At 60.0% G+C, this 18,839-nt stretch carries 15 protein-coding genes; 7 read left to right on the top strand and 8 right to left on the bottom strand.

The features are described from left to right. Positions 1-10: 10 nt before the first annotated feature. The gene (gene glgB / locus LAT62_RS06880; RefSeq protein WP_293380998.1) at positions 11-2,179 is read right to left on the bottom strand and encodes a 1,4-alpha-glucan branching protein GlgB; all 2,169 of its coding nucleotides are present in this window, start codon (positions 2,177-2,179) and stop codon (positions 11-13) included. Between the two features lie 112 nt (positions 2,180-2,291). Here glgB and LAT62_RS06875 point away from each other — a divergent pair, with 112 nt between their 5' ends. The 4 genes from LAT62_RS06875 to LAT62_RS06860 all read left to right on the top strand — a co-directional run bounded on the left by LAT62_RS06875 (position 2,292) and on the right by LAT62_RS06860 (position 7,393). Next, a complete protein-coding gene (locus tag LAT62_RS06875; protein WP_293380995.1) occupies positions 2,292-4,451 on the top strand; it encodes a TIM-barrel domain-containing protein in 2,160 nt (719 codons plus the stop codon). 108 nt (positions 4,452-4,559) lie between these two features. Further along, entirely contained in the window at positions 4,560-4,982 is a 423-nt protein-coding gene (locus LAT62_RS06870) for a c-type cytochrome (RefSeq protein WP_293380992.1), read from the top strand. A gap of 96 nt (positions 4,983-5,078) precedes the next feature. Next, on the top strand, positions 5,079-6,566 hold the full coding sequence (gene ubiD / locus LAT62_RS06865; RefSeq protein WP_293380989.1) for a 4-hydroxy-3-polyprenylbenzoate decarboxylase: 1,488 nt from the start codon (positions 5,079-5,081) through the stop codon (positions 6,564-6,566). 125 nt (positions 6,567-6,691) lie between these two features. Continuing rightward, positions 6,692-7,393: a hypothetical protein gene (locus LAT62_RS06860; protein WP_293380986.1), complete on the top strand. Its 702-nt coding sequence runs from the start codon at positions 6,692-6,694 to the stop codon at positions 7,391-7,393. A 48-nt stretch (positions 7,394-7,441) separates the two neighbouring features. On the opposite strand, the gene LAT62_RS06855 is transcribed toward LAT62_RS06860, so the two are convergent. From LAT62_RS06855 to hemC, 4 genes are read right to left on the bottom strand one after another with little or no spacing between them, the layout of a single operon-like run. Further along, on the bottom strand, positions 7,442-8,674 hold the full coding sequence (locus tag LAT62_RS06855) for a heme biosynthesis HemY N-terminal domain-containing protein (RefSeq protein ID WP_293380983.1): 1,233 nt from the start codon (positions 8,672-8,674) through the stop codon (positions 7,442-7,444). Further along, positions 8,671-9,900: a uroporphyrinogen-III C-methyltransferase gene (locus tag LAT62_RS06850; protein ID WP_293380980.1), complete on the bottom strand. Its 1,230-nt coding sequence runs from the start codon at positions 9,898-9,900 to the stop codon at positions 8,671-8,673. Before LAT62_RS06850 ends, LAT62_RS06855 begins: the two co-directional genes overlap by 4 nt. Continuing rightward, positions 9,897-10,652, bottom strand: a complete 756-nt coding sequence (locus LAT62_RS06845; protein ID WP_293380977.1) for a uroporphyrinogen-III synthase — start codon at positions 10,650-10,652, stop codon at positions 9,897-9,899. Before LAT62_RS06845 ends, LAT62_RS06850 begins: the two co-directional genes overlap by 4 nt. 12 nt (positions 10,653-10,664) lie before the next feature. Further along, positions 10,665-11,609 carry a hydroxymethylbilane synthase gene (gene hemC, locus LAT62_RS06840; RefSeq protein ID WP_293380974.1) on the bottom strand — a complete coding sequence of 315 codons (945 nt, stop codon included), beginning with the start codon at positions 11,607-11,609 and terminating at the stop codon, positions 10,665-10,667. 114 nt (positions 11,610-11,723) lie between these two features. Here hemC and znuC point away from each other — a divergent pair, with 114 nt between their 5' ends. Further along, a complete protein-coding gene (znuC, locus tag LAT62_RS06835; RefSeq protein ID WP_293380971.1) occupies positions 11,724-12,560 on the top strand; it encodes a zinc ABC transporter ATP-binding protein ZnuC in 837 nt (278 codons plus the stop codon). Next, positions 12,553-13,347: a metal ABC transporter permease gene (locus LAT62_RS06830; protein WP_293380968.1), complete on the top strand. Its 795-nt coding sequence runs from the start codon at positions 12,553-12,555 to the stop codon at positions 13,345-13,347. The genes znuC and LAT62_RS06830 overlap by 8 nt, the downstream gene beginning before the upstream one ends. A 20-nt stretch (positions 13,348-13,367) precedes the next feature. Here LAT62_RS06830 and htpX read toward each other — a convergent pair whose 3' ends face one another. The 3 genes from htpX to ettA all read right to left on the bottom strand — a co-directional run bounded on the left by htpX (position 13,368) and on the right by ettA (position 17,154). Continuing rightward, positions 13,368-14,225 (bottom strand): protease HtpX, encoded by an 858-nt coding sequence (gene htpX, locus LAT62_RS06825; RefSeq protein WP_293380965.1) that lies wholly within the window; start codon positions 14,223-14,225, stop codon positions 13,368-13,370. A gap of 72 nt (positions 14,226-14,297) precedes the next feature. Further along, entirely contained in the window at positions 14,298-15,215 is a 918-nt protein-coding gene (locus LAT62_RS06820; RefSeq protein ID WP_293380962.1) for a hypothetical protein, read from the bottom strand. A 283-nt stretch (positions 15,216-15,498) separates the two neighbouring features. Beyond that, the gene (ettA, locus tag LAT62_RS06815; RefSeq protein ID WP_293380959.1) at positions 15,499-17,154 is read right to left on the bottom strand and encodes an energy-dependent translational throttle protein EttA; all 1,656 of its coding nucleotides are present in this window, start codon (positions 17,152-17,154) and stop codon (positions 15,499-15,501) included. Between the two features lie 258 nt (positions 17,155-17,412). Here ettA and glyA point away from each other — a divergent pair, with 258 nt between their 5' ends. After that, the gene (gene glyA / locus LAT62_RS06810; RefSeq protein WP_293380956.1) at positions 17,413-18,681 is read left to right on the top strand and encodes a serine hydroxymethyltransferase; all 1,269 of its coding nucleotides are present in this window, start codon (positions 17,413-17,415) and stop codon (positions 18,679-18,681) included. Positions 18,682-18,839: the final 158 nt, after the last annotated feature.

Below are 18,839 nucleotides of genomic sequence, written 5' to 3'. Positions count from 1 at the left end.
GTACTGACAGTCAGTTCCTCTTGAGAATGACGGTGCCCAGCGGGGGCAGCCGCAATTCCAGACTACAGGGCAGGCCATCTTGGGGATCATCCAAACTGTGGAGATACTGGCCCGCATCGAAGTTGCTGCCCCAATAGTACTCGGAATCGGTGTTGAGTATCACCTCATATTGCCCGCCTTCCGGTACACCAATACGGTAATGCTCATGGGGCATGGGCGTGAAGTTGCTCACCACCACGACCAGGCCTCCCTCGCCATCCATGCGACAGAAGCTGATGACGCTGGAGCCTGCATCATCGTAATTGATCCAGCGAAAGCCCTCCGGCTCATGATCCAGCCGGTGCAGCGCGGGCAGCGTGGTATAGAGTCGGTTCAGGTCACGCACCAGCTGCTGACACCCTCGGTGGCGCGGATAGTCCAGCAGCCACCAGTCGAGCGGGCGCTGATGGCTCCACTCCTGGGTGGCACCGAACTCATTGCCCATGAAGTTCAGTTTCTTGCCTGGATGGGTGTACATGAAGGCGTAGTAGGTGCGCAGATTGGCCATCTGCTGCCATTCATCACCCGGCATCCGGTCCAGAATGGTGCCCTTGCCATGCACGACTTCATCGTGCGACAGGGGCAGAACGAAATTCTCGTCAAAGGCATAGATCAGACTGAAGGTCAGCTCACCATGGTGATGCTGGCGATAGACCGGATCCTTGCGGACGTATTCCAGAGTGTCGTGCATCCAACCCATGTTCCACTTGAAGCCAAAACCCAGGCCGCCCAGATAGGTGGGCTTCGACACGCCGGGGAACGATGTCGACTCCTCGGCGACAGTGAAACACTTGGGGAAGCGCCCGTAGACGGCCTCATTGAAGCGCTTGACGAAGGCAATGGCCTCGTAGTTCTCGTTGCCGCCATCGACATTGGGCACCCAGTCGCCTTCTTCCCGTGAATAGTCGAGGTAGAGCATGGAAGCCACCGCATCGACGCGAATGCCGTCCACGTGATAACGCTCCAGCCAGACCATGGCGCTGGAAATCAGAAAGTCGGTGACGGTGGTGCGGCCATAATCGTAGATGAAGCTGTTCCAGTCCGGGTGCCAGCCGCGTCGCGGGTCTTCATATTCGTAGAGCGCGGTGCCGTCGAATTTCGCCAGACCATGCGGGTCAGCCGGGAAATGGGCGGGCACCCAGTCGACGATGACAGCGATACCGGCCTGGTGGCACTGGTCAACGAAATACTTGAAGTCATCCGGGGTGCCGAAGCGGCTGGACGGTGCGAACAGCCCCACAGGTTGATAGCCCCAGGAACCGTCAAATGGGTACTCGCTGATGGGCATCAGTTCGACATGGGTATAGCCCATGTCCTGCAGGTAGGGGATCAGTTGTACTGCCAGCTCCCGATAGTTCAGGGGAGTACCATCTTCATGCATGCGCCACGAGCCGGCATGCAGCTCATAGATGCTCATGGGCTGGCGCCGCCGATCTCCGACCTCGCGCTGCTGCCATTCCTGATCAGCCCAGGTGTAGTCCTCATGATCCCAGACCACGGAATGAAAAGACGGGTGTTGGGCATGCCAGTCACCGTAGGGGTCCTGTTTGTGTGGCAGCACGTCACCTGACGCATTTTTAAGCTCGAACTTGTAAGCGCTGCCGGGTTGCAGGTCAGGGATGAACAGGCGCCAGATTCCATCATGACTGCTCATCATGGGGTGGCGCCGCCCATCCCACTGATTGAAATCACCGATGACGCTGACCGCGCGCGCATTGGGTGCATAGACCGCAAAGCGCACCCCTTCGATGGCTTGCCCCTCGGGTGTGGTGGCCTGACACAGACAGGCCCCCATATTGTGGTAAAGGGTTTCCGAGGTGCAGAAGAAATCTTCGTGGGCGCGCTCCGGGAACTGGTAGGCGTCAAGCAGGGTGAAGGTGTGCCCGTCCAGAGTAATGGTGAGCCGATAGCTGAACCGTTTGCGCCGCCTTGGCAGGTGCAACTCGAACAGACCCGCGGCATCCACTCTGTCCAGTACTCCAAGTGCTTTGCCGCTTTTCAGCTCTGTCGCTTCAATGCGCTCTGCCTGGGGAAACCAGGCACGAATGACCAGCCCTTTGCCTTCGGGTCTGCTGTGCAGACCCAGATCGTCGAAGGGGCGGGCGTGGCGCGCATTGGAGAGTTCGGTTGCTGGATGCATAGGGCGTGATGTCCTGTATAGTAGTTTGCTGTCTCCGCCAGCCGGATTTTATTATCGCAGTTTTGTGGGTCCGCTGGCGGTTGATCCATTTTTTGACTGAGTTGAAGGAAGCATGTGGCCTAGACTGCTTTGGTTGTCTCTCCTGCTGGTGTTCCTGTTTAGCATGATCTTCTGGTTCAGGACCACTCCGGGCTGGGTGGATTCAGGGCAGCTGGACACTGCCTGGACCACTGACCGGGAGTGGACTCTCGATCTGATCACCGTGCGCTGGGACAGCACTCGGGAACAACTCTCTGTGCATCATAGCGACAGGATTGCCTGGGCATCAACACCGGGACAGTCATGGATGGGCGTCATGAGCGGTGAACTGCCTGATTTGAGACGCCTGAATACGGGTAGACTGGGCCGCAGTGCAAGAGGTTGTCAGCACCAGTTCTGGTATGACGCCGCCGCCGGGTCAGAGTTTCTGGAACTGCAGGGTACTCTGCAGTGCGACGGCGAAGAATTGAGTGCCACTTTGGAAATCCGCAGTGACCAGTCTGGTGACGTGCAGCTCGACTGGTCACTGACGGATGTCGGCGACCGCGCTGTGCAGGGGTTGGCGCTGGTATTCGAGCTGCCGTCATCCGAATATGTCTTTGGCTTCGGACAGCAAACCACCGGGCTCGACCGGCAGGGAAGTCGTGTCGCCCTGCAGGCTGGCCCCGCTCGCACCAGCCGAGCAGGTCAGCCGTCTGCGTCCTTGTGGCCCCTGGGCGTGACCAGCCAGTCGCGCGCCCTGATCGCTCCGACATCGGCCCATCAGATCATGGATCTGCAACATGAACAGTCCGCCAGACTGGAGGTTTGGGGCGCCCGGGCCGGCACTCTGCAGGTGCTTCTGGGGGATGATCCGCGCCATTTGCAGACTCGTCTGGCCTCTGTCGTCGGTACTATGCCGGGGCTGCCTGAGGCCTTGCATCGCAAACCGGTGCTGGGGGCGTCCGGAGACGCAGGCGCCGTGCTTGCCATGCTGGATCAGCTGGCCGAAGAGGAGACGCCCTTGTCGGCTATCCTGCTGGAATTGCCCAAGCGCGATGGGACGCCCGCCAGTGTCGACATGATGCCTTGGCGGCCCGGGTCTTTCGAGTTGGAGCAGGCGGACTGGCCGGCTTTGACGGAGCGGTTGCGGCAGTCTGATCTGGGCTTGCTGGGATCGCGCAATCCACTGATGACGCCACTCGAAATAGACAATGTGTTGCTATCCTCCAGCCTGACCGGGGATGAATTGACGGATACCGTGACTGCGGAAGCCCTACCCTTGGACACAGCCACGGGCCGAAATATGTTGCGCCTTGATGTCGGGCGAGACAGTGTGCGTGCCTGGCTGCGCCAGTCGAGCGAGGACAGCAGCCGGTCAGAGGTGACCGGCTGGCTGGCCGAATGGTATGTCCCCGCCGGCACCGTCAGCCCAGATGCCCTGCAGCTGGCTGCCGAGCGCACTGCGCAACAGGATTGGCACGCCTGGCAACTGGAAGATGGCCAGCCGCTCGTGGTGGACGCTGAACCCTTTCCCGGGCAATCGGGCACACCGCGGCCCGGAATGGTCAGTACGGGACATCACGCCGCGGGTTGGGGGCCGTCTACCGGCCTGCAAGCCAGCCTTTCAGCCTTGCTGTCAGGGGGTGTGAGTGGCCTGACCATTGCCCACAGCCCGGTTGGTGGCAGCTGGACCAGCAGCCAATTATGGTGGCCGCGCTACAGAGATACAGAGCTCTTCCTGCGCTGGCTCGAGCTCAGTACCTTTACTGCCTGGCTGCGTCTGCATGAGGGTGATGAACCTGCCCGGCATTATCAGGTCACTGATTCGGTCAGTGGCCTGATCCACTTTGACCGGTTGGCCCGGCTGTACGAAGCACTTTTCCCTTATCGGCAGCAACTGATGCAGGAAGCCGCCCAATCCGGCTGGCCAATTGTCAGGCCCCTGTGGTTTACCTTCCCGGAGGACGAACAGGCCTGGTCGCTGCCCGCAGATCAGTTCATGCTGGGCGATTATCTGTTGGTGGTGCCGGTGCTGGAATCGGGTGTGACTGAGCGTGAATTCTATCTGCCGTCCGGGCAGTGGACCCATCTATGGGATCGGCGGACGTTCGATTCGGACGGTGAGTTCCTGCGTCTGCGCACGCCCATTGGTGAGCCGCTGGTGCTGGTCCACGAGGACTTTCCCTACCACAATGACCTGCTGGCACAGGCTGCCGAGTTGGCGATCGGTAATATACTCGGAAGTTTCTGAGCCTGCGCGCTTGTCTTTTCAGTCTGTCGTTTGGTAGTCGGCAGCTTAACGGTTATACTCTCGCGCAACGAATTTGAATAACTGGCATCACGACAGGCAGGAAAAATTATGAAAAAACTGGTACTGGCATTGTCCGCTTTTGCACTGGCTGCTTCCGCCCTCTGGGCTGTCGCCAACCCGACAGAGGCACTGGTAGAACGCATTTCATCCAAGGCGCAGGTTTGCGTGGCGGGTCAGGATTGCTCTGCCGAGGGCATGGCTGCATCGGCTCAGCTCGCGTCTGCATCAGCGCGCTCCGGACAGGAAGTGTATGACCAGTCCTGCGCCGCCTGCCACAACTCCGGCGCGGCAGGTGCGCCGCGCATGGGCGCCAGCGAATGGCAGACCCGCTATGACGAAAAAGGTTTCGATATGCTGGTGGCGAACTCCATTAGCGGCATCGGTGCCATGCCCCCGCGTGGTGGCTGTGCAGACTGCTCTGATGAAGAAATCGAAGCGTCGGTACAATACATCATCGATGAGAGCATCTAATGACAGCAGGCCGGTAACCTGACCGGCAGTTGATGACATACCTGGGAAAGGGCGCTGCGGCGCCCTTTTTTGATGGACAGACAGGAACCTCCGAACATGCAATATCGCGATCTGCGTGATTTTATCGACCAGCTTGAGCAACGGGGCGACCTGAAGAGGATCAGTCGGCCGGTCAGTCCGAACCTGCAGATGACCGAAATCGGCGACCGGGTGTTGCGCGCCGGTGGTCCGGCCTTGCTGTTCGAGAACCCCGCTGAGGGCAAGCAGCGCTGGGATATGCCCGTGCTGGCGAACCTGTTTGGCACACCGGAGAGAGTCGCTTCGGGCATGGGTGCCGATGACGTCAGTGAGCTGCACGAGATCGGCAAGTTGCTGGCGTTTCTGAAGGAGCCGGACCCGCCCAAAGGTCTGCGCGATGCCTGGTCCAAACTCCCCATCTTCAAGAAAGTCATGAGCATGGCGCCGAAAAAGGTCAGTCGCCCGCCTTGCCAGGCCAATGTGCTGGAGGGCGACGAGATCGATCTCGGGCGGCTGCCGGTGCAGACCTGCTGGCCGGGTGACGCCGGCCCACTGATCACCTGGCCGCTGGTGATTACCCGTGGTCCGGAGAAGAAACGCCAGAACATGGGCATTTATCGGCAGCAGGTTATCGGTCGGAATCGGCTCATCATGCGCTGGTTGTCGCATCGCGGCGGGGCGCTGGACTTCCGCGACTGGCAACTGGCGCACCCCGGAGAACCCTTCCCGGTGGCAGTGGCGCTGGGCGCGGACCCGGCCACCATACTCGGTGCCGTCACACCGGTGCCGGATTCCCTGTCCGAGTACGCTTTTGCCGGCCTGTTGCGCGGCAGTCGCACAGAGCTGGGCCAGGCCTCATTGCATGATCTGGATGTGCCCGCGAGTGCAGAAATAGTACTGGAAGGTTATATCTACCCGGATGACATGGCGCCGGAAGGCCCGTTTGGTGATCACACCGGCTACTACAATGAAGTAGACCAGTTTCCGGTGTTCACTGTTGAACGCATGACTTGGCGTGACAATCCGATCTATCACAGCACCTATACCGGGCGACCCCCGGATGAGCCGGCGATTCTCGGCCTGGCGCTCAATGAAGTGTTTGTGCCCATTCTGCGCAAGCAGTTTCCGGAGATAACGGACTTCTATCTGCCGCCGGAAGGCTGCTCGTATCGCATGGCCGTGGTTACCATGAAGAAGCAGTACCCTGGCCACGCCAAGCGAGTCATGCTCGGCGTATGGTCTTTTTTGCGCCAGTTCATGTATACCAAGTTCGTGATCGTGACCGACGATGATGTGAACGCCCGCGACTGGAATGATGTCATCTGGGCCATGACGACCCGAATGGATCCCCAGCGCGATACCGTGATGATCGACAACACGCCGATTGATTATCTGGATTTCGCCTCGCCCCAATCCGGACTGGGCAGCAAGATGGGCATGGACGCCACCAGCAAATGGCCTGGCGAAACGCAGCGCGAATGGGGGCGGCCCATCATCATGGATCAGCAGGTCAAGGATGAGGTGGATGCGATCTGGCCGGAGCTGGGGCTCGAAGGTCGACAGTAGACAGTGCACGGTTGACAGTATGCTCCGGTCGTGGGTAGTCAAACACTGTCGACTGTCTTCCGTATACTGTCGACTGTCACTATAATACCCGACCGTTTTACTTGGTCTTTATTGCAGGAGTACGCATGCCCACCAACCTGACCCTGAAGTTACGCCGCCAGTTGGGTGCGGGCGTTGAGCAACTGGTTTTCCGGCCCGACCCTCCGGCCAGTTGGGAGGCCGGGCAGTTTGTTGAACTGCTGATGCCCGGGGAGAAAGACCTCTACTTTACCATTGCCAGCGCACCGGGAGACGACATCGAACTGCACGTCGATTCGACACCGGACAATATGGGTGGGCGCATGCTGATGGACCGGATAGAGGAAGCCGGTTTTGTGCAGGCAGAGGTGGGCCATGGCGAGTGTCATGTCGGCCGGTTGCCGGCAGACAACTCGCCGGTACTGCTGATTGCTTCCGGTACCGGCTTCAGTCAGATCAAGGCAATGACCGAAGCCTTGCTCACCCGGTCTGCCCGACCACTCTATATCTACTGGGCGGTGCGCAGTACCAACGGCCTCTACATGGGCGATCTGGCGCAAAGCTGGGCGGATACCCATGACCATGTGCACTTCTCGGCTGTGATTTCGGAGCGTCAGACCTGGGACAGCGGGCAGCATCATCTGCACGCCTGTATAACCGAAGATCATCCGGATCTGGCAGATTTTTCTGCCGTCTGCTGTGGCTCTCCGGATATGGTGTATTCCACTCTGGACTATCTGGCTGGTTTTGGCTTGTCAGAGCAGCGGTTTTTCAGTGACATGTTGCAGTTTGCGCCCAGACCCGAATAAGGACCGGTTGCTCTCCGGGCCATGAAGGCCCGGTCTGGAGTGAAGCGCTCAGTGATCGGTGGGTGCCGCCAGCTCCTGCTGTTTTTCGTAGGCGGTTTTGGCTGGTTTTTCCGGCAGGGGCAGGGCGGGCAATTGCAGAATTTCTTCGCTCAGACGCGCCAGTCGGTTCTGACTCTCTTCACCCAAGCCCAGAGCGGCTTCCAGCCTGGCCAGTTCCAGTTGCAATTCGGGCAGCGATTCCAGGCGCAGCCCTTCCTTGAAGTAGTCCTGAGATTTACCCCACAAGCCCTCCTGAAGGCAAAGCCGGCCCAGGGCCAGCATGAACAGGGCATCCCTGGGTTGCTTTTGCAGCCAGCTTTCCGCCTGCCGCAGGCGTTCTCTGGCCGGGGTGCCAAGGCGGCTGTACAGGGTCAGCAGTCGGGAATCCCATTCCTTGTTCAGCGCCTGCTCCAGAGCCAGTTGCGCGACATGCGGTTTCTCCAGGGCCACCAGCCCGCGCAGATACCAGTAGCGCAGCTCTGGATCAGTCTGCTGTTCTGACGTCAGCTGTTTCCACCACTTCTGCAGCTTCTGGCCGGCGTTGGCGGGAGGTGATTTGATCAACCCGGACAGCATCTTGCATTGCCAGTCTTCCGGCTTCCGCCGTCCCGCCTTGATCAACCGGGGTTGCAGGTCCATCAGCGACTGCCAGTCTTCCAGTCGCACATGAATGTCGCGCAACAGACGAATGACGAAGGGGTTGCTCGGGTGATTCTGTTCCAGCCGTTTGGCATGCGCCAGGGCAAGATCCAGTTGTCTGGACTCATAGGCCGACAGGACCAGCAACAGGCCGGATGCCAGCTCCATGTGCGGGTGCTCCTGAGTGGCCTTGTCAAGCCAGGCGGCAACCGTGGGATAGTCCTTCTCTGCCTGAGCGATACGGGCCAGCAACAACTGGTTGACCCAGGGCAGTGGGCTGTCTGCCTCGCCACGCGTCAGATTCCGCTTGGCCTTGGGCAGTCGCAGCTCCAGAAAGGCCTGGATGCCTTTTTCCAGTTTCTGTACGCCGCGGGCGTGACGATTGGGGCGCAGTCGGCCCAGGCCCCGCAGCAGCGAGCGGAGAAAGACCAGGCCCAGCAGGGCCAGGCCGACAATGGCCAGAGCCACCCAGATGGACATCTCGACGGCATGGTCACCCCAGGCCAGCAGCAGATAGCCCGGATCCTGGCGCATCAGATAGCCCAGCAGGCCGCCAAGGGCAAGAATGATCAGGGGCCAGAGTATCAGGCGCAGAACGTTCATTCGTCGTCCTCCTCATCCTCGTCCTGCTCTCTGGCTTCAAGCAACGCCTGCAGACGAATCAGCCCTCGGTCGATATCCGGCACCTGCACCTGAACCTCTATCTCACGTAGTGTTTCAAGCTGCTCGATCAGGCGAGTCGCCTGCGGTATCTGATTGCCACCCTCCTGAACCCACTCTATGGCCTGCTCCAGGCTGGCCTCATAGAGGCTCTGGCGGCCTTGCAGCAAAGCGGCCTGAGCCTGCTGCATCAGCAGTCGGAACTGGGTTCTGGCCTGCGCGAATTCAGAGGCGCTCAGGCGTCGTGCGTCGATGTCTTCTCGATAACGGATATTGACCAGGTCGCGCAGTTCGCGAGTCAGGCGTTCATACCAGAGGGCATCATCGGCCAGAGGCTCCCGGTCGCTGTCAGCAGCAAACTGGTTGTCAGGCCACCACTCCCAGCGGGCGGCTTGTGAAGCCAGTGCCGCCAGTTCGAAATAGAGACCGTCGACATCGGGTGACGGCACGGCACGCAAGGCCTGGATGTCGGCCGCAATCGCTTCCCGGACGGGCAGATAGGCCAGGTCTTCGAAATCGCGGACCATTCGGTCAGCCTGCTGCAGCAAATTTTCTGCCTGACGCAGATCGCCGGTCAGATAACTCAGGTGACGCGCCGTGCGCAGGAGGTATTCCACTTCGAGTCGCTGCACATCGTGAGCCTGCAGTCCGCTCTCGCGACTGACCTGCTCCGCCAGCATGATCAGGTCGTCGCGCGTGCTGTCCAGATCGTCAGCCAGGCTGTCAATGGCGCCATCGCGGCTGGCCAGCTCGCTTTCCAGCCCATCCAGGCGCTGACTGAGGGCCGCGCGTTCGCTCTCCCAGTCCGCCTGAGCGGCGGCCCGGTCCTCTTCCAGAACCAGCCATTGCTGCCAGCCCCACCAGCCGCCATAGCCGGCGCCACCGAGTACGCCGATCAGCAACAGGATCAGTAGTGCAATCAGCAAGCCTGAGCCGCGCCGTGGTGGCACCGTGGAATCCACGTTCTCTGCAGGCGAGCCCCCGTCGGCATCGCCGCTGCCTTTCTTTGCAGAGGGCTTTGCCTCTTTTTCAGCAGGCTTGGCTGCAGTGGGTTTCTCGGGCGTTTTCTGCTCGGACTTTTCAGCCTGGGTGTCTGCGGACTCACCAGGGGTGTCGGTGTCCTTTTCCTTTTCGGGCTGCGGTTTGGCGGATTTCTTGTCTTCGCTCACGTCAGTGTCCTGTGCTCGGCCAGAGTTGCAAGAGTGGCTTCCAGGCTGGCGCCATCGGCCTGCAGAATGTGCATCCAGCCCAGTTCTCGGGCCCGGGATGCCAGACGGGGACTGCTGAGAAGCAGCCGTACCTTCTGTTTTGTAACCAGCGCCACCTGAGAAGTCAAACTTTCCAGGGCCAGCATGGAGGATACCTGCACGATACCCTTTTCCCCGGCCATAGTCTTGAGTAACTCATGGGCGGCGGCTGGCAGACTCAGGGCTTGGCGCCGATACACGGCAAGGCGCGTCACGCGGGCGCCGCGCTCGGTCAGTGTATCCTCCAGCAGCGTGCGCCCGCCCTCCCCGGCCACGATCAGCCAGCGCTCGCCGCTGACCGTCTGCGTCTCCGGCAGGGCCAGCATGTCTTCGGCCCGATTGCCCCGGTCAGGAATGTGCAGTGTCAGGGCAGGGCAGAGTGCCTGAAAGGCCAGTGCTGTACCGGAGCCGCTGCCCAGAAAATGCACCCCGACCGGTGGTTGCGGCCACCAGGTGTCAATGGCTCTGGCGCAAATTTCAGCAGCGCGCGGGCTGATCATGATGACCCCCTGAAACTGGTCCAGGTCCAGCCAGACCGCGCGCTGTACCGCCGTCTCGGGCAGGTCTTCAAGGGCCAGCAGTGGCCAGGTAGTGGCCTGCCAGCCCGCCTTCTGCAGGGCTTGCTGCCAGCGCTCGGCCTGTTCGGCGGGTTTGGTGAGCAGGATATGAGGCATGGGCGGTCGTGGCTACATCAGGCCCAGATGCTGCAGAATGGCATCGGCCCCTCGGGACAGCATGTCTTCCGCAACCCGGATGCCCATGCTTTCGGCCTGCGCATGGTCCTGCAGGCCCTGCAGCCTGACCTGATCCGTGGCAATGATCATTCCCTCGCCAGTAGGCCAGGCAATGCGGCCTTCCAGTCGCAGGTTAAGGTTGTCGTCCAGCCAGGTGAAGCCTGCAATGGGTACCTGGCAGCCACCATTGAGTCGCCGATTCATGGCGCGCTCTGCGGTCAGCCTGATATGCGTAGGGGCATGGTCCAGTGAGGCGATCAGGGCCTGCGTCCGGGCGTCATCACTGCGACATTCGATGCCGACAGCACCCTGGCCACAGGCGGGCAGGCACTGGTCATAGGGCAGCTTCTGGGCAATGCGTTCATGCAACTCCAGGCGTTCCAGACCGGCGGCCGCCAGAATGATGGCGTCATATTGTCCCGCATCCAGCTTGCCCAGACGGGTACCGACATTGCCGCGCAGAAATTCGATTTTCAGATCCGGGCGGGCGGCCAGCAACTGCGCCTGACGACGCAGGCTGGACGTGCCGACCACGGCGCCCTCCGGCAGCTCATCCAGCGTGCTGTAGTGATTGGATACAAAGGCATCGCCGGGCTCGCCACGCGGGCAGATGACCGGCAGCACGAATTCACTGTCGAGCGCCATGGGCACATCCTTCATGGAGTGCACGGCCATGTCGGCGCGGTGGTCCAGCAGCGACTGTTCCAGCTCCTTGATAAACAGTCCCTTGCCGCCAATCTTGGACAGGGATACATCCAGAATCCGGTCACCCCGGGTGACCTGCCGCACCAGTTCGACTGAGACATCGGGATGAGCGGCCTGCAGCTCGGCGGCAACATATTCGGCCTGCCAGAGAGCAAGCGGGCTGGTTCGGGTCGCAATTCGTAGCGTGGTCATCGGGCCTCGGTACATTAGGGCAGGTGGATGAATGAAAGCCGGCGCATTGTAGCATCGGGGCTGGCAGAGCGTGAAGGACGCTGCGTCGCGCCATGGATGGTATCGAGTCGCCTTGTGTCTTTACAGAATTCGCTGCATCATCCGACCATGAATGCAGATCCGCGACCCGAACAACCACCGACAGACCCGTCTGCAGAAGACGGCGCTGCGCCCCTGGCCCGACTTGCAGAGGTGACACTGAACAAGGGCCAGCGAGCGGTGCTGGACCGAATATCATTGCAGATAATGCCGCGACAAATTGTCACCATTGTCGGTCCGAATGGTGCCGGCAAGTCGACTCTGCTGCGTGCTCTGCTGGGCCTGGAAAGCCCGGACTCGGGGCAGGTGTGGCGTCAGCCCGGATTGACCATCGGCTATATGCCACAGCGCCTGCCCCTGAATCAGTTGTTTCCGGTGTCGGTCGGGCGTTTCATGCGCTTGCAGGGCAAACCCGCGCGGGCGGCGGTCGAAGACGCCCTGGCCATGACCGGCGTGGTCCATCTGACGGACCGACCACTGGCCGGGTTGTCCGGCGGTGAGTTGCAGCGCGTTCTGTTGGCCCGGGCCATTGTACAGAAACCGGATCTTCTGGTTCTGGACGAGCCGGTGCAGGGCGTCGATTTCATGGGCGAAGCGGCCCTTTATCGCTTGATACACTCCCTGAAAGAAACCTTGGATTGCAGTGTGCTGATGGTCTCCCATGACCTGCATGTAGTGATGGCTGCGACCGATCAGGTGATCTGTCTGAACCATCATGTCTGTTGCCAGGGCGCTCCGGAGACAGTGGAGTCCCATCCCGAATTCGTGCAGATTTTCGGCCAGCGCGATGCCGCGACCCTGGGGGTTTACCACCACCATCATACCCACCACCATGATCTGAGTGAGCAGGGAGGGCCTGCTGTTCGTGACTGAACTCTGGGTATTGCCGTTGCTTGCCGGTTGCGGACTGATGCTGTTGGCGGCACCGCTGGGCAGCCTTCTGGTCTGGCAGCGTATGGCCTTTTTTGCTGACGCGCTGGCCCACGCATCACTGTTGGGCGTGGGCATTGGCCTGTTGTTTTTCTGGGCGCCCTTGCCCGGAGCCTTGTTCGGTACGCTGCTGTTTGCCTTGTTGTTGTGGCGAGCGGAACAGGTGCGTTCACTCGCCGCCGATACCTGGCTGGGTGTGCTGTCGCATGGCAGTCTGGCGTTGGGCTTGCTGCTGGTCTATGGCTACGCGCCGCCGGGGATCAATCTGAGTGCATTGCTGATCGGCGATGTGCTGGGCGTGACTCACTTTGACCTCTGGGCCCTGCTGGTGGTGCTGGTGCTTGGCCTGACGTGGCTGGTCTGGCGCTGGAAGGCGTTGATGCTGAGCGTGCTTTCACCGGATCTGGCGCAGGCTGAGGGCATCAACCTGAATGCGCTGCGCGGCCAGTTCATGGTGTTGCTCGCTGCGGTGGTGGCATTGGCGATTCAATGGGTCGGTGTACTGCTGATTTCGTCACTGATGCTGATCCCGGCCGCTGCAGCTCGCGGCTGGAGCCGCGAGCCCGAGCAGATGGTGTTCAGTGCTGCTGTCATCGGCATGCTGTCGGTCGGCCTCGGCATTGCCGCTTCATGGCACTGGGACTGGCCCACCGGGCCCGCCATAGTGGTGGTGGCGCTGGGCTTGTTTGCCATTTCCCTGGCGGTCGCCCGGTTGCAGAAAAGGCTCTGAGTTGGCCTGACTGCAGCGCCTCAAAGGCGCTGCAGAGCGGCGATGCGATTGTCCAGAGTCGGGTGGGTTGCCATCAGCTCGGAGCCCTTGCCGAGAATACCGAAGGCCACCAGATTACCCTCCAGTTCTGGCTCCTTGCTACCTTTGAGGCGTTGCAGGGCGGCAATCATCTTGTCCTTGCCAACCAGCCGGGCCGAGCCGGAGTCGGCGGCATATTCGCGTTTGCGCGAGAACCAGTGCACCACCACACTGGCCAGAAGCCCGAAGATGACCTCGAGTACCATCACCACCATGATATAACCAAAGAAACCAAGGCCCTGGCCGTTGCGGCCCCCCATGGCACTGCTCACCAGATTGGCCACGATGCGGGCAAAGAAGATGACGAAGGTGTTGACCACCCCCTGAATCAGCGTCAGCGTGACCATATCACCATTGGCAATGTGGCTGACTTCATGGGCCAGCACGGCTTCCTGCTCTTCTTTTGTCATGCCCCGCAGCAAGCCTGAGCTGACCGCGACCAGCGCGTCATCGCGCTTGGCTCCGGTGGCAAAGGCATTGATTTCCTGACCTTCGTAAATGGCAACGTCCGGCATGCCGATGTTGGCATCCTTGGCCAGCTTCTGCACGGTCTGCACCAGCCACTGTTCTTCTGCCGAACGGGGCTGCTCGATCACTCTGGCCCTGGTGGCCTTGAGGGCCATTTTCTTCGACAGCAGCAAGGAGATGAAGGACCCGCCCATGCCGAACATGGCTGCGAATACCAGCAGCATACCGGTTCCTTCAAGGCGCACCCCGAAAAGCGGTAAAACCACATTGGTGAAAACCCCAAAGGTGACAATGATCCCCAGGTTGGTGAGGACAAACAGCATGATGCGCATGGCGACAATCTCCAGAAGTCAGAAGGTCATTTTATGGGGAAGGAAATAAGGGCGTTCTCGACGCAATTCAAGTCATTCGGAGCGGCTAGCCAGGTCAACGATGATGCCTTCTCGCAGTGCGCGAACCGACAGCCCCATAGTATTGATGCCCAGCCAGTCAAACACCTCGGCCATGATCACATAGCCACCCGGAAATACATGGGTACGACGTACATTGAGGTTGAGCACATGGCTCAGTTGATTGATATTCTGCACCTGCCAAAGAACCGGTTCGATGCGGGCCAGGCCCTGGCGCGTGATGTCCCCATTGGACAGGTGCAGCGAGCGCAGTACCCAGCTCAGACTCTTGGCGGTGCCCGAAGCACCGACAGCACTGATGCCATCACCCAGATGCAGTGGCTCCTGTAAATGGCGCTGCAGCGCCTGGCGCACATGTTCGCGGGCTCTTTTGAGGTCCTTGTGGCTGATTTGATGGCCGGAAAAGAAAGCGGCAGACAGGGACGCGCTGCCCATGTCCAGGCTGATGGCAAGCGCGATGTCCTGGCCACGGCCCAGGACGATTTCGGTGCTGCCCCCCCCGATATCGACCACGACCCGCTCACTCTGGGTCAGTCCCCAGGTGGCGCCAAGGTAGATCAGTCGGGCTTCCTCTTCACCTGACAATATCTCGATGGGTACGCCCAGCGTCTGCTCGGCTTCACCGAGAAAGCGACCGTCGTCGCGCAATTGTCTGAAAGCACTGGTGCCGACGGCCCGAATACCCTTGATGTCATGTTTCTGCAACAGGGTGTTGAACTGGCCGAGGCAACGCAGAGCGCGTCGCCTGGCCTCCGGTTTCAGCCGGTGGCTGTCCGGATATATACCGCTGCTCAGTCGCACAAGTTCCCGGTGGGCGTCCACGGGCACCAGGTTGTCTCCGTTTGGAGTCACGATGACCAGATGGAAGGAATTCGCACCCAGATCAATAGCGGCGTACAGGTCAGCAGGCATAGAACTTTTTCATCTCACGTCGGAGACAAATATAACAGGGGGGTAGGTAAATAGACAGCAGTGCAAAAGGGGTGAGAAGCCCCGGCCATCCGTAGCCTGGCGCGATCCGTCCGATAGAGGTGGGGCTGATTCAGTTGTCCCTGCCCATCCTGGGCCCGTTCTCCTGTATCCCTGTGCTGAATCTGAGCTCACTATACAGAGTCATGACAGTCGGTGGGGAGAAGCAGTCACCGACAACCCGTGTAGGAAATCTCTTACCCGGGAAGTCGGTGGTGGCGATGGACTACTGCAGCCGCTTGTACTTGATCCGCTTGGGTCCCTGATCGCCGGTACGCTTACGGTGATCTGCTTCGTATTCGGTAAAGTTGCCCTCGAAGAAGGTCACCTGACTGTCGCCCTCATAGGCCAGAATATGGGTAGAAACCCGGTCCAGGAACCAGCGATCGTGCGAGATGATCAGCACGCAGCCCGGGAAGGCCAGCAGGGCTTCCTCGAGGGCGCGCAGGGTTTCCACATCCAGATCGTTGGTCGGCTCGTCCAGCAGCAGCACATTGCCGCCACTTTTCAGCAGTTTGGCCAGGAATAGCCGGTTGCGTTCGCCCCCGGACAGGTCGCTGACGCGCTTTTGCTGGTCACTGCCCTTGAAGTTGAAGCGGCCGAGATAGGCGCGCGACGGAATCTCGTAATTGCCGACCTGAATGATGTCCCGTCCATCGGATATTTCTTCCCAGGCGGTCTTGCTGTCATCCAGGTCACGCATCTGCCCGATATGGGACAACGCCACGGTGTCACCGATGTCGATCTGCCCGGCATCCGGTTGTTCCTTGCCCGCCAGCATATTGAACAATGTTGATTTACCGGCGCCGTTGCCGCCGATTATGCCGACAATGCTGCCCGGGGGTACAGAAAAGGTCAGGTCTTCAAACAGCAGCTTGTCCTCATAGGCCTTGCGCAGACCATTGACCTCGATGACCTTGTCGCCGAGACGCGGGCCGGGTGGAATATAGATCTCGTTGGTTTCATTGCGCTGCTGGAACTCTTTCGAACTCATTTCTTCAAACTGCTTCAGACGCGCCTTCGACTTGGTCTGACGGCCCTTGGCATTCTGCCGCACCCATTCCAGCTCGGCCTTTACGGCTTTCTCGTGTGACTGCTGCTGTTTGGATTCCTGTTGCAGGCGCTGGTCCTTCTGTTCCAGCCAGGAGGAATAGTTGCCTTCCCAGGGGATACCCTGGCCACGGTCCAGTTCCAGGATCCAACCGGCCACATTGTCGAGGAAATAGCGGTCGTGGGTAATCGCGACCACGGTACCGCTGAACTCGTGCAGGAAGCGCTCCAGCCAGGCCACGCTTTCTGCATCCAGGTGGTTGGTCGGCTCGTCCAGCAGCAGCATGTCCGGGTTGGACAGCAAAAGCCGACACAGCGCTACCCGGCGTCGCTCGCCGCCGGAGAGTTGATCGACCACCTGTTCCCAGGGGGGCAGGCGTAAGGCATCGGCGGCGACATCGAGGCGACGCTCCAGGTCATGGGCATCGGTAGCGGCCAGCAGGCCCTCAAGGCGATTCTGTTCGGCCGCAAGGGCGTCAAAGTCGGCGTCCGGTTCGGCATACGCGGCATAGACCTCGTTGAGTCGGTCCTGAGCGGTGCGGATTTCTTCCAGCGACTCTTCTACCGTTTCACGGACCGTCTTGCCGGGTGTCAGTTCCGGCTCCTGAGGCAGATAGCCAATATTGAGACCGGGCTGCGGACGGGCTTCACCGATATAATCCTGATCCACCCCCGCCATGATGCGCAACAAGGTGGACTTGCCCGAGCCGTTCAGGCCCAACACACCGATCTTGGCGCCGGGGAAAAAACTGAGCGAAATGTCCTTTAGAATTTCTTTCTTAGGGGGAACCACTTTTCCCACCCGGTTCATGGTAAAGACGTACTGTGCCATAGGATCCTCTGAGCATTGGCTGATGCAGCCCACCGCGCGGCGTACTGCGTTCAATTCATCCGGAGGCGGAGTGTACAACAGTCAGCGGCGGCTGACATCGGGTGCGCGCGTAGCTGAGAGGCAATTTCAGGATCAGAAGGCGCGCTTTCCGGCAAATTTTATTCAACAGCGCATGAGATATTATCAGGTGACAGCAGGCTCGGCGGGCGCTTTAATGCCGGGCATTATTTACACGACAGACGCCACGGAGTTTTACCCATGTTCAATACCTCTATGCGCATTGCCGATTATGATGCAGACCTGTGGGCTGCAATGGAAGGCGAACGCCACCGGCAGGAAGAGCATATCGAGCTGATCGCATCAGAGAATTATACCAGCCCGCGGGTCATGCAGGCTCAGGGCTCTCAATTGACCAACAAATATGCCGAGGGCTACCCGGGCAAGCGCTACTATGGCGGCTGTGAATATGTCGACGTGGTGGAAAATCTGGCCATTGAGCGGGCCAAGGCCCTGTTCGGTGCCGGCTATGCCAATGTGCAGCCGCACTCCGGGTCACAGGCCAATGCGGCCGTGTTCATGGCACTGTGCAAGCCGGGTGACACCATCCTCGGCATGAGCCTGGCTCACGGTGGTCACCTGACACATGGTGCTTCGGTCTCCTTCTCCGGACGTATCTACAATGCTGTGCAGTATGGGTTGAACGCCGATAGCGGTGAAATCGACTATGACGAAGTGGAACGGCTGGCACTGGAGCACCGACCGCGCATGATCGTCGCCGGCTTCTCGGCCTATTCCCGGGTGATTGACTGGGCCCGTTTCCGCGCCATTGCGGACCGCATTGACGCCTGGCTGCTGGTGGATATGGCGCATGTCGCCGGTCTGGTCGCCGCCGGTGTTTACCCCAGCCCGGTGCCCTACGCCGATGTGGTCACCACAACAACCCACAAGACACTGGGTGGCCCGCGTGGTGGTCTGATTCTGGCGCGTGAGGACGAGGAGCTTAACAAAAAGCTGAACTTCTCCGTGTTCCCGGAGAGCCAGGGCGGCCCGCTGATGCATATCATTGCGGCCAAGGCGGTCTGCTTCAAGGAAGCGATGGAAGAGGACTTCCGGGACTACCAGCAACAGGTGGTAGCCAATGCACGGGCCATGGCCGAGACCTTTATTGGGCGGGGCATTAATATTGTCTCCGGCGGTACCGATGATCATCTGTTTCTGGTTGATCTGATCGGCAAGGACTACACCGGCAAGGATGCAGATGCAGCGCTGGGCGAAGCCAATATCACCGTCAACAAGAATGCGGTGCCCAACGACCCGCGCTCACCCTTTGTCACGTCAGGTCTGCGCATCGGCACACCTGCGATAACCCGCCGCGGTTTCGGCGAGCAGCAGTGCCGTGATCTGACCCACTGGATCTGCGATGTGCTGGAAGGTCTGGAGCAGGGCAATGCCGCGGATGCCGTTGCCAGCGTCAAGGCCAAGGTGCTCAAGATCTGTGCGGATTATCCGGTTTATCGGGCGGAATGATTTTTAGTCGACGGTAGACAGTGCACAGTGGGTATTCGTCGACAGATGACGGTCGACAGTAGACAGTGAGGGTTTGACAGCCTTAAGTGGTTTGGCAACGATTATTCTGTCTTCTGTCTTCTGTCTTCTGTCTTCTGTCTTCTGTCTTCTGTCTTCTG

This window comes from Natronospirillum sp., assembly GCF_022565775.1.
GTDB lineage: Bacteria > Pseudomonadota > Gammaproteobacteria > Pseudomonadales > Natronospirillaceae > Natronospirillum.
The sequence above is the reverse complement of the archived record's forward strand: the minus strand, read 5'-3'. Positions and strand labels throughout refer to the sequence as shown.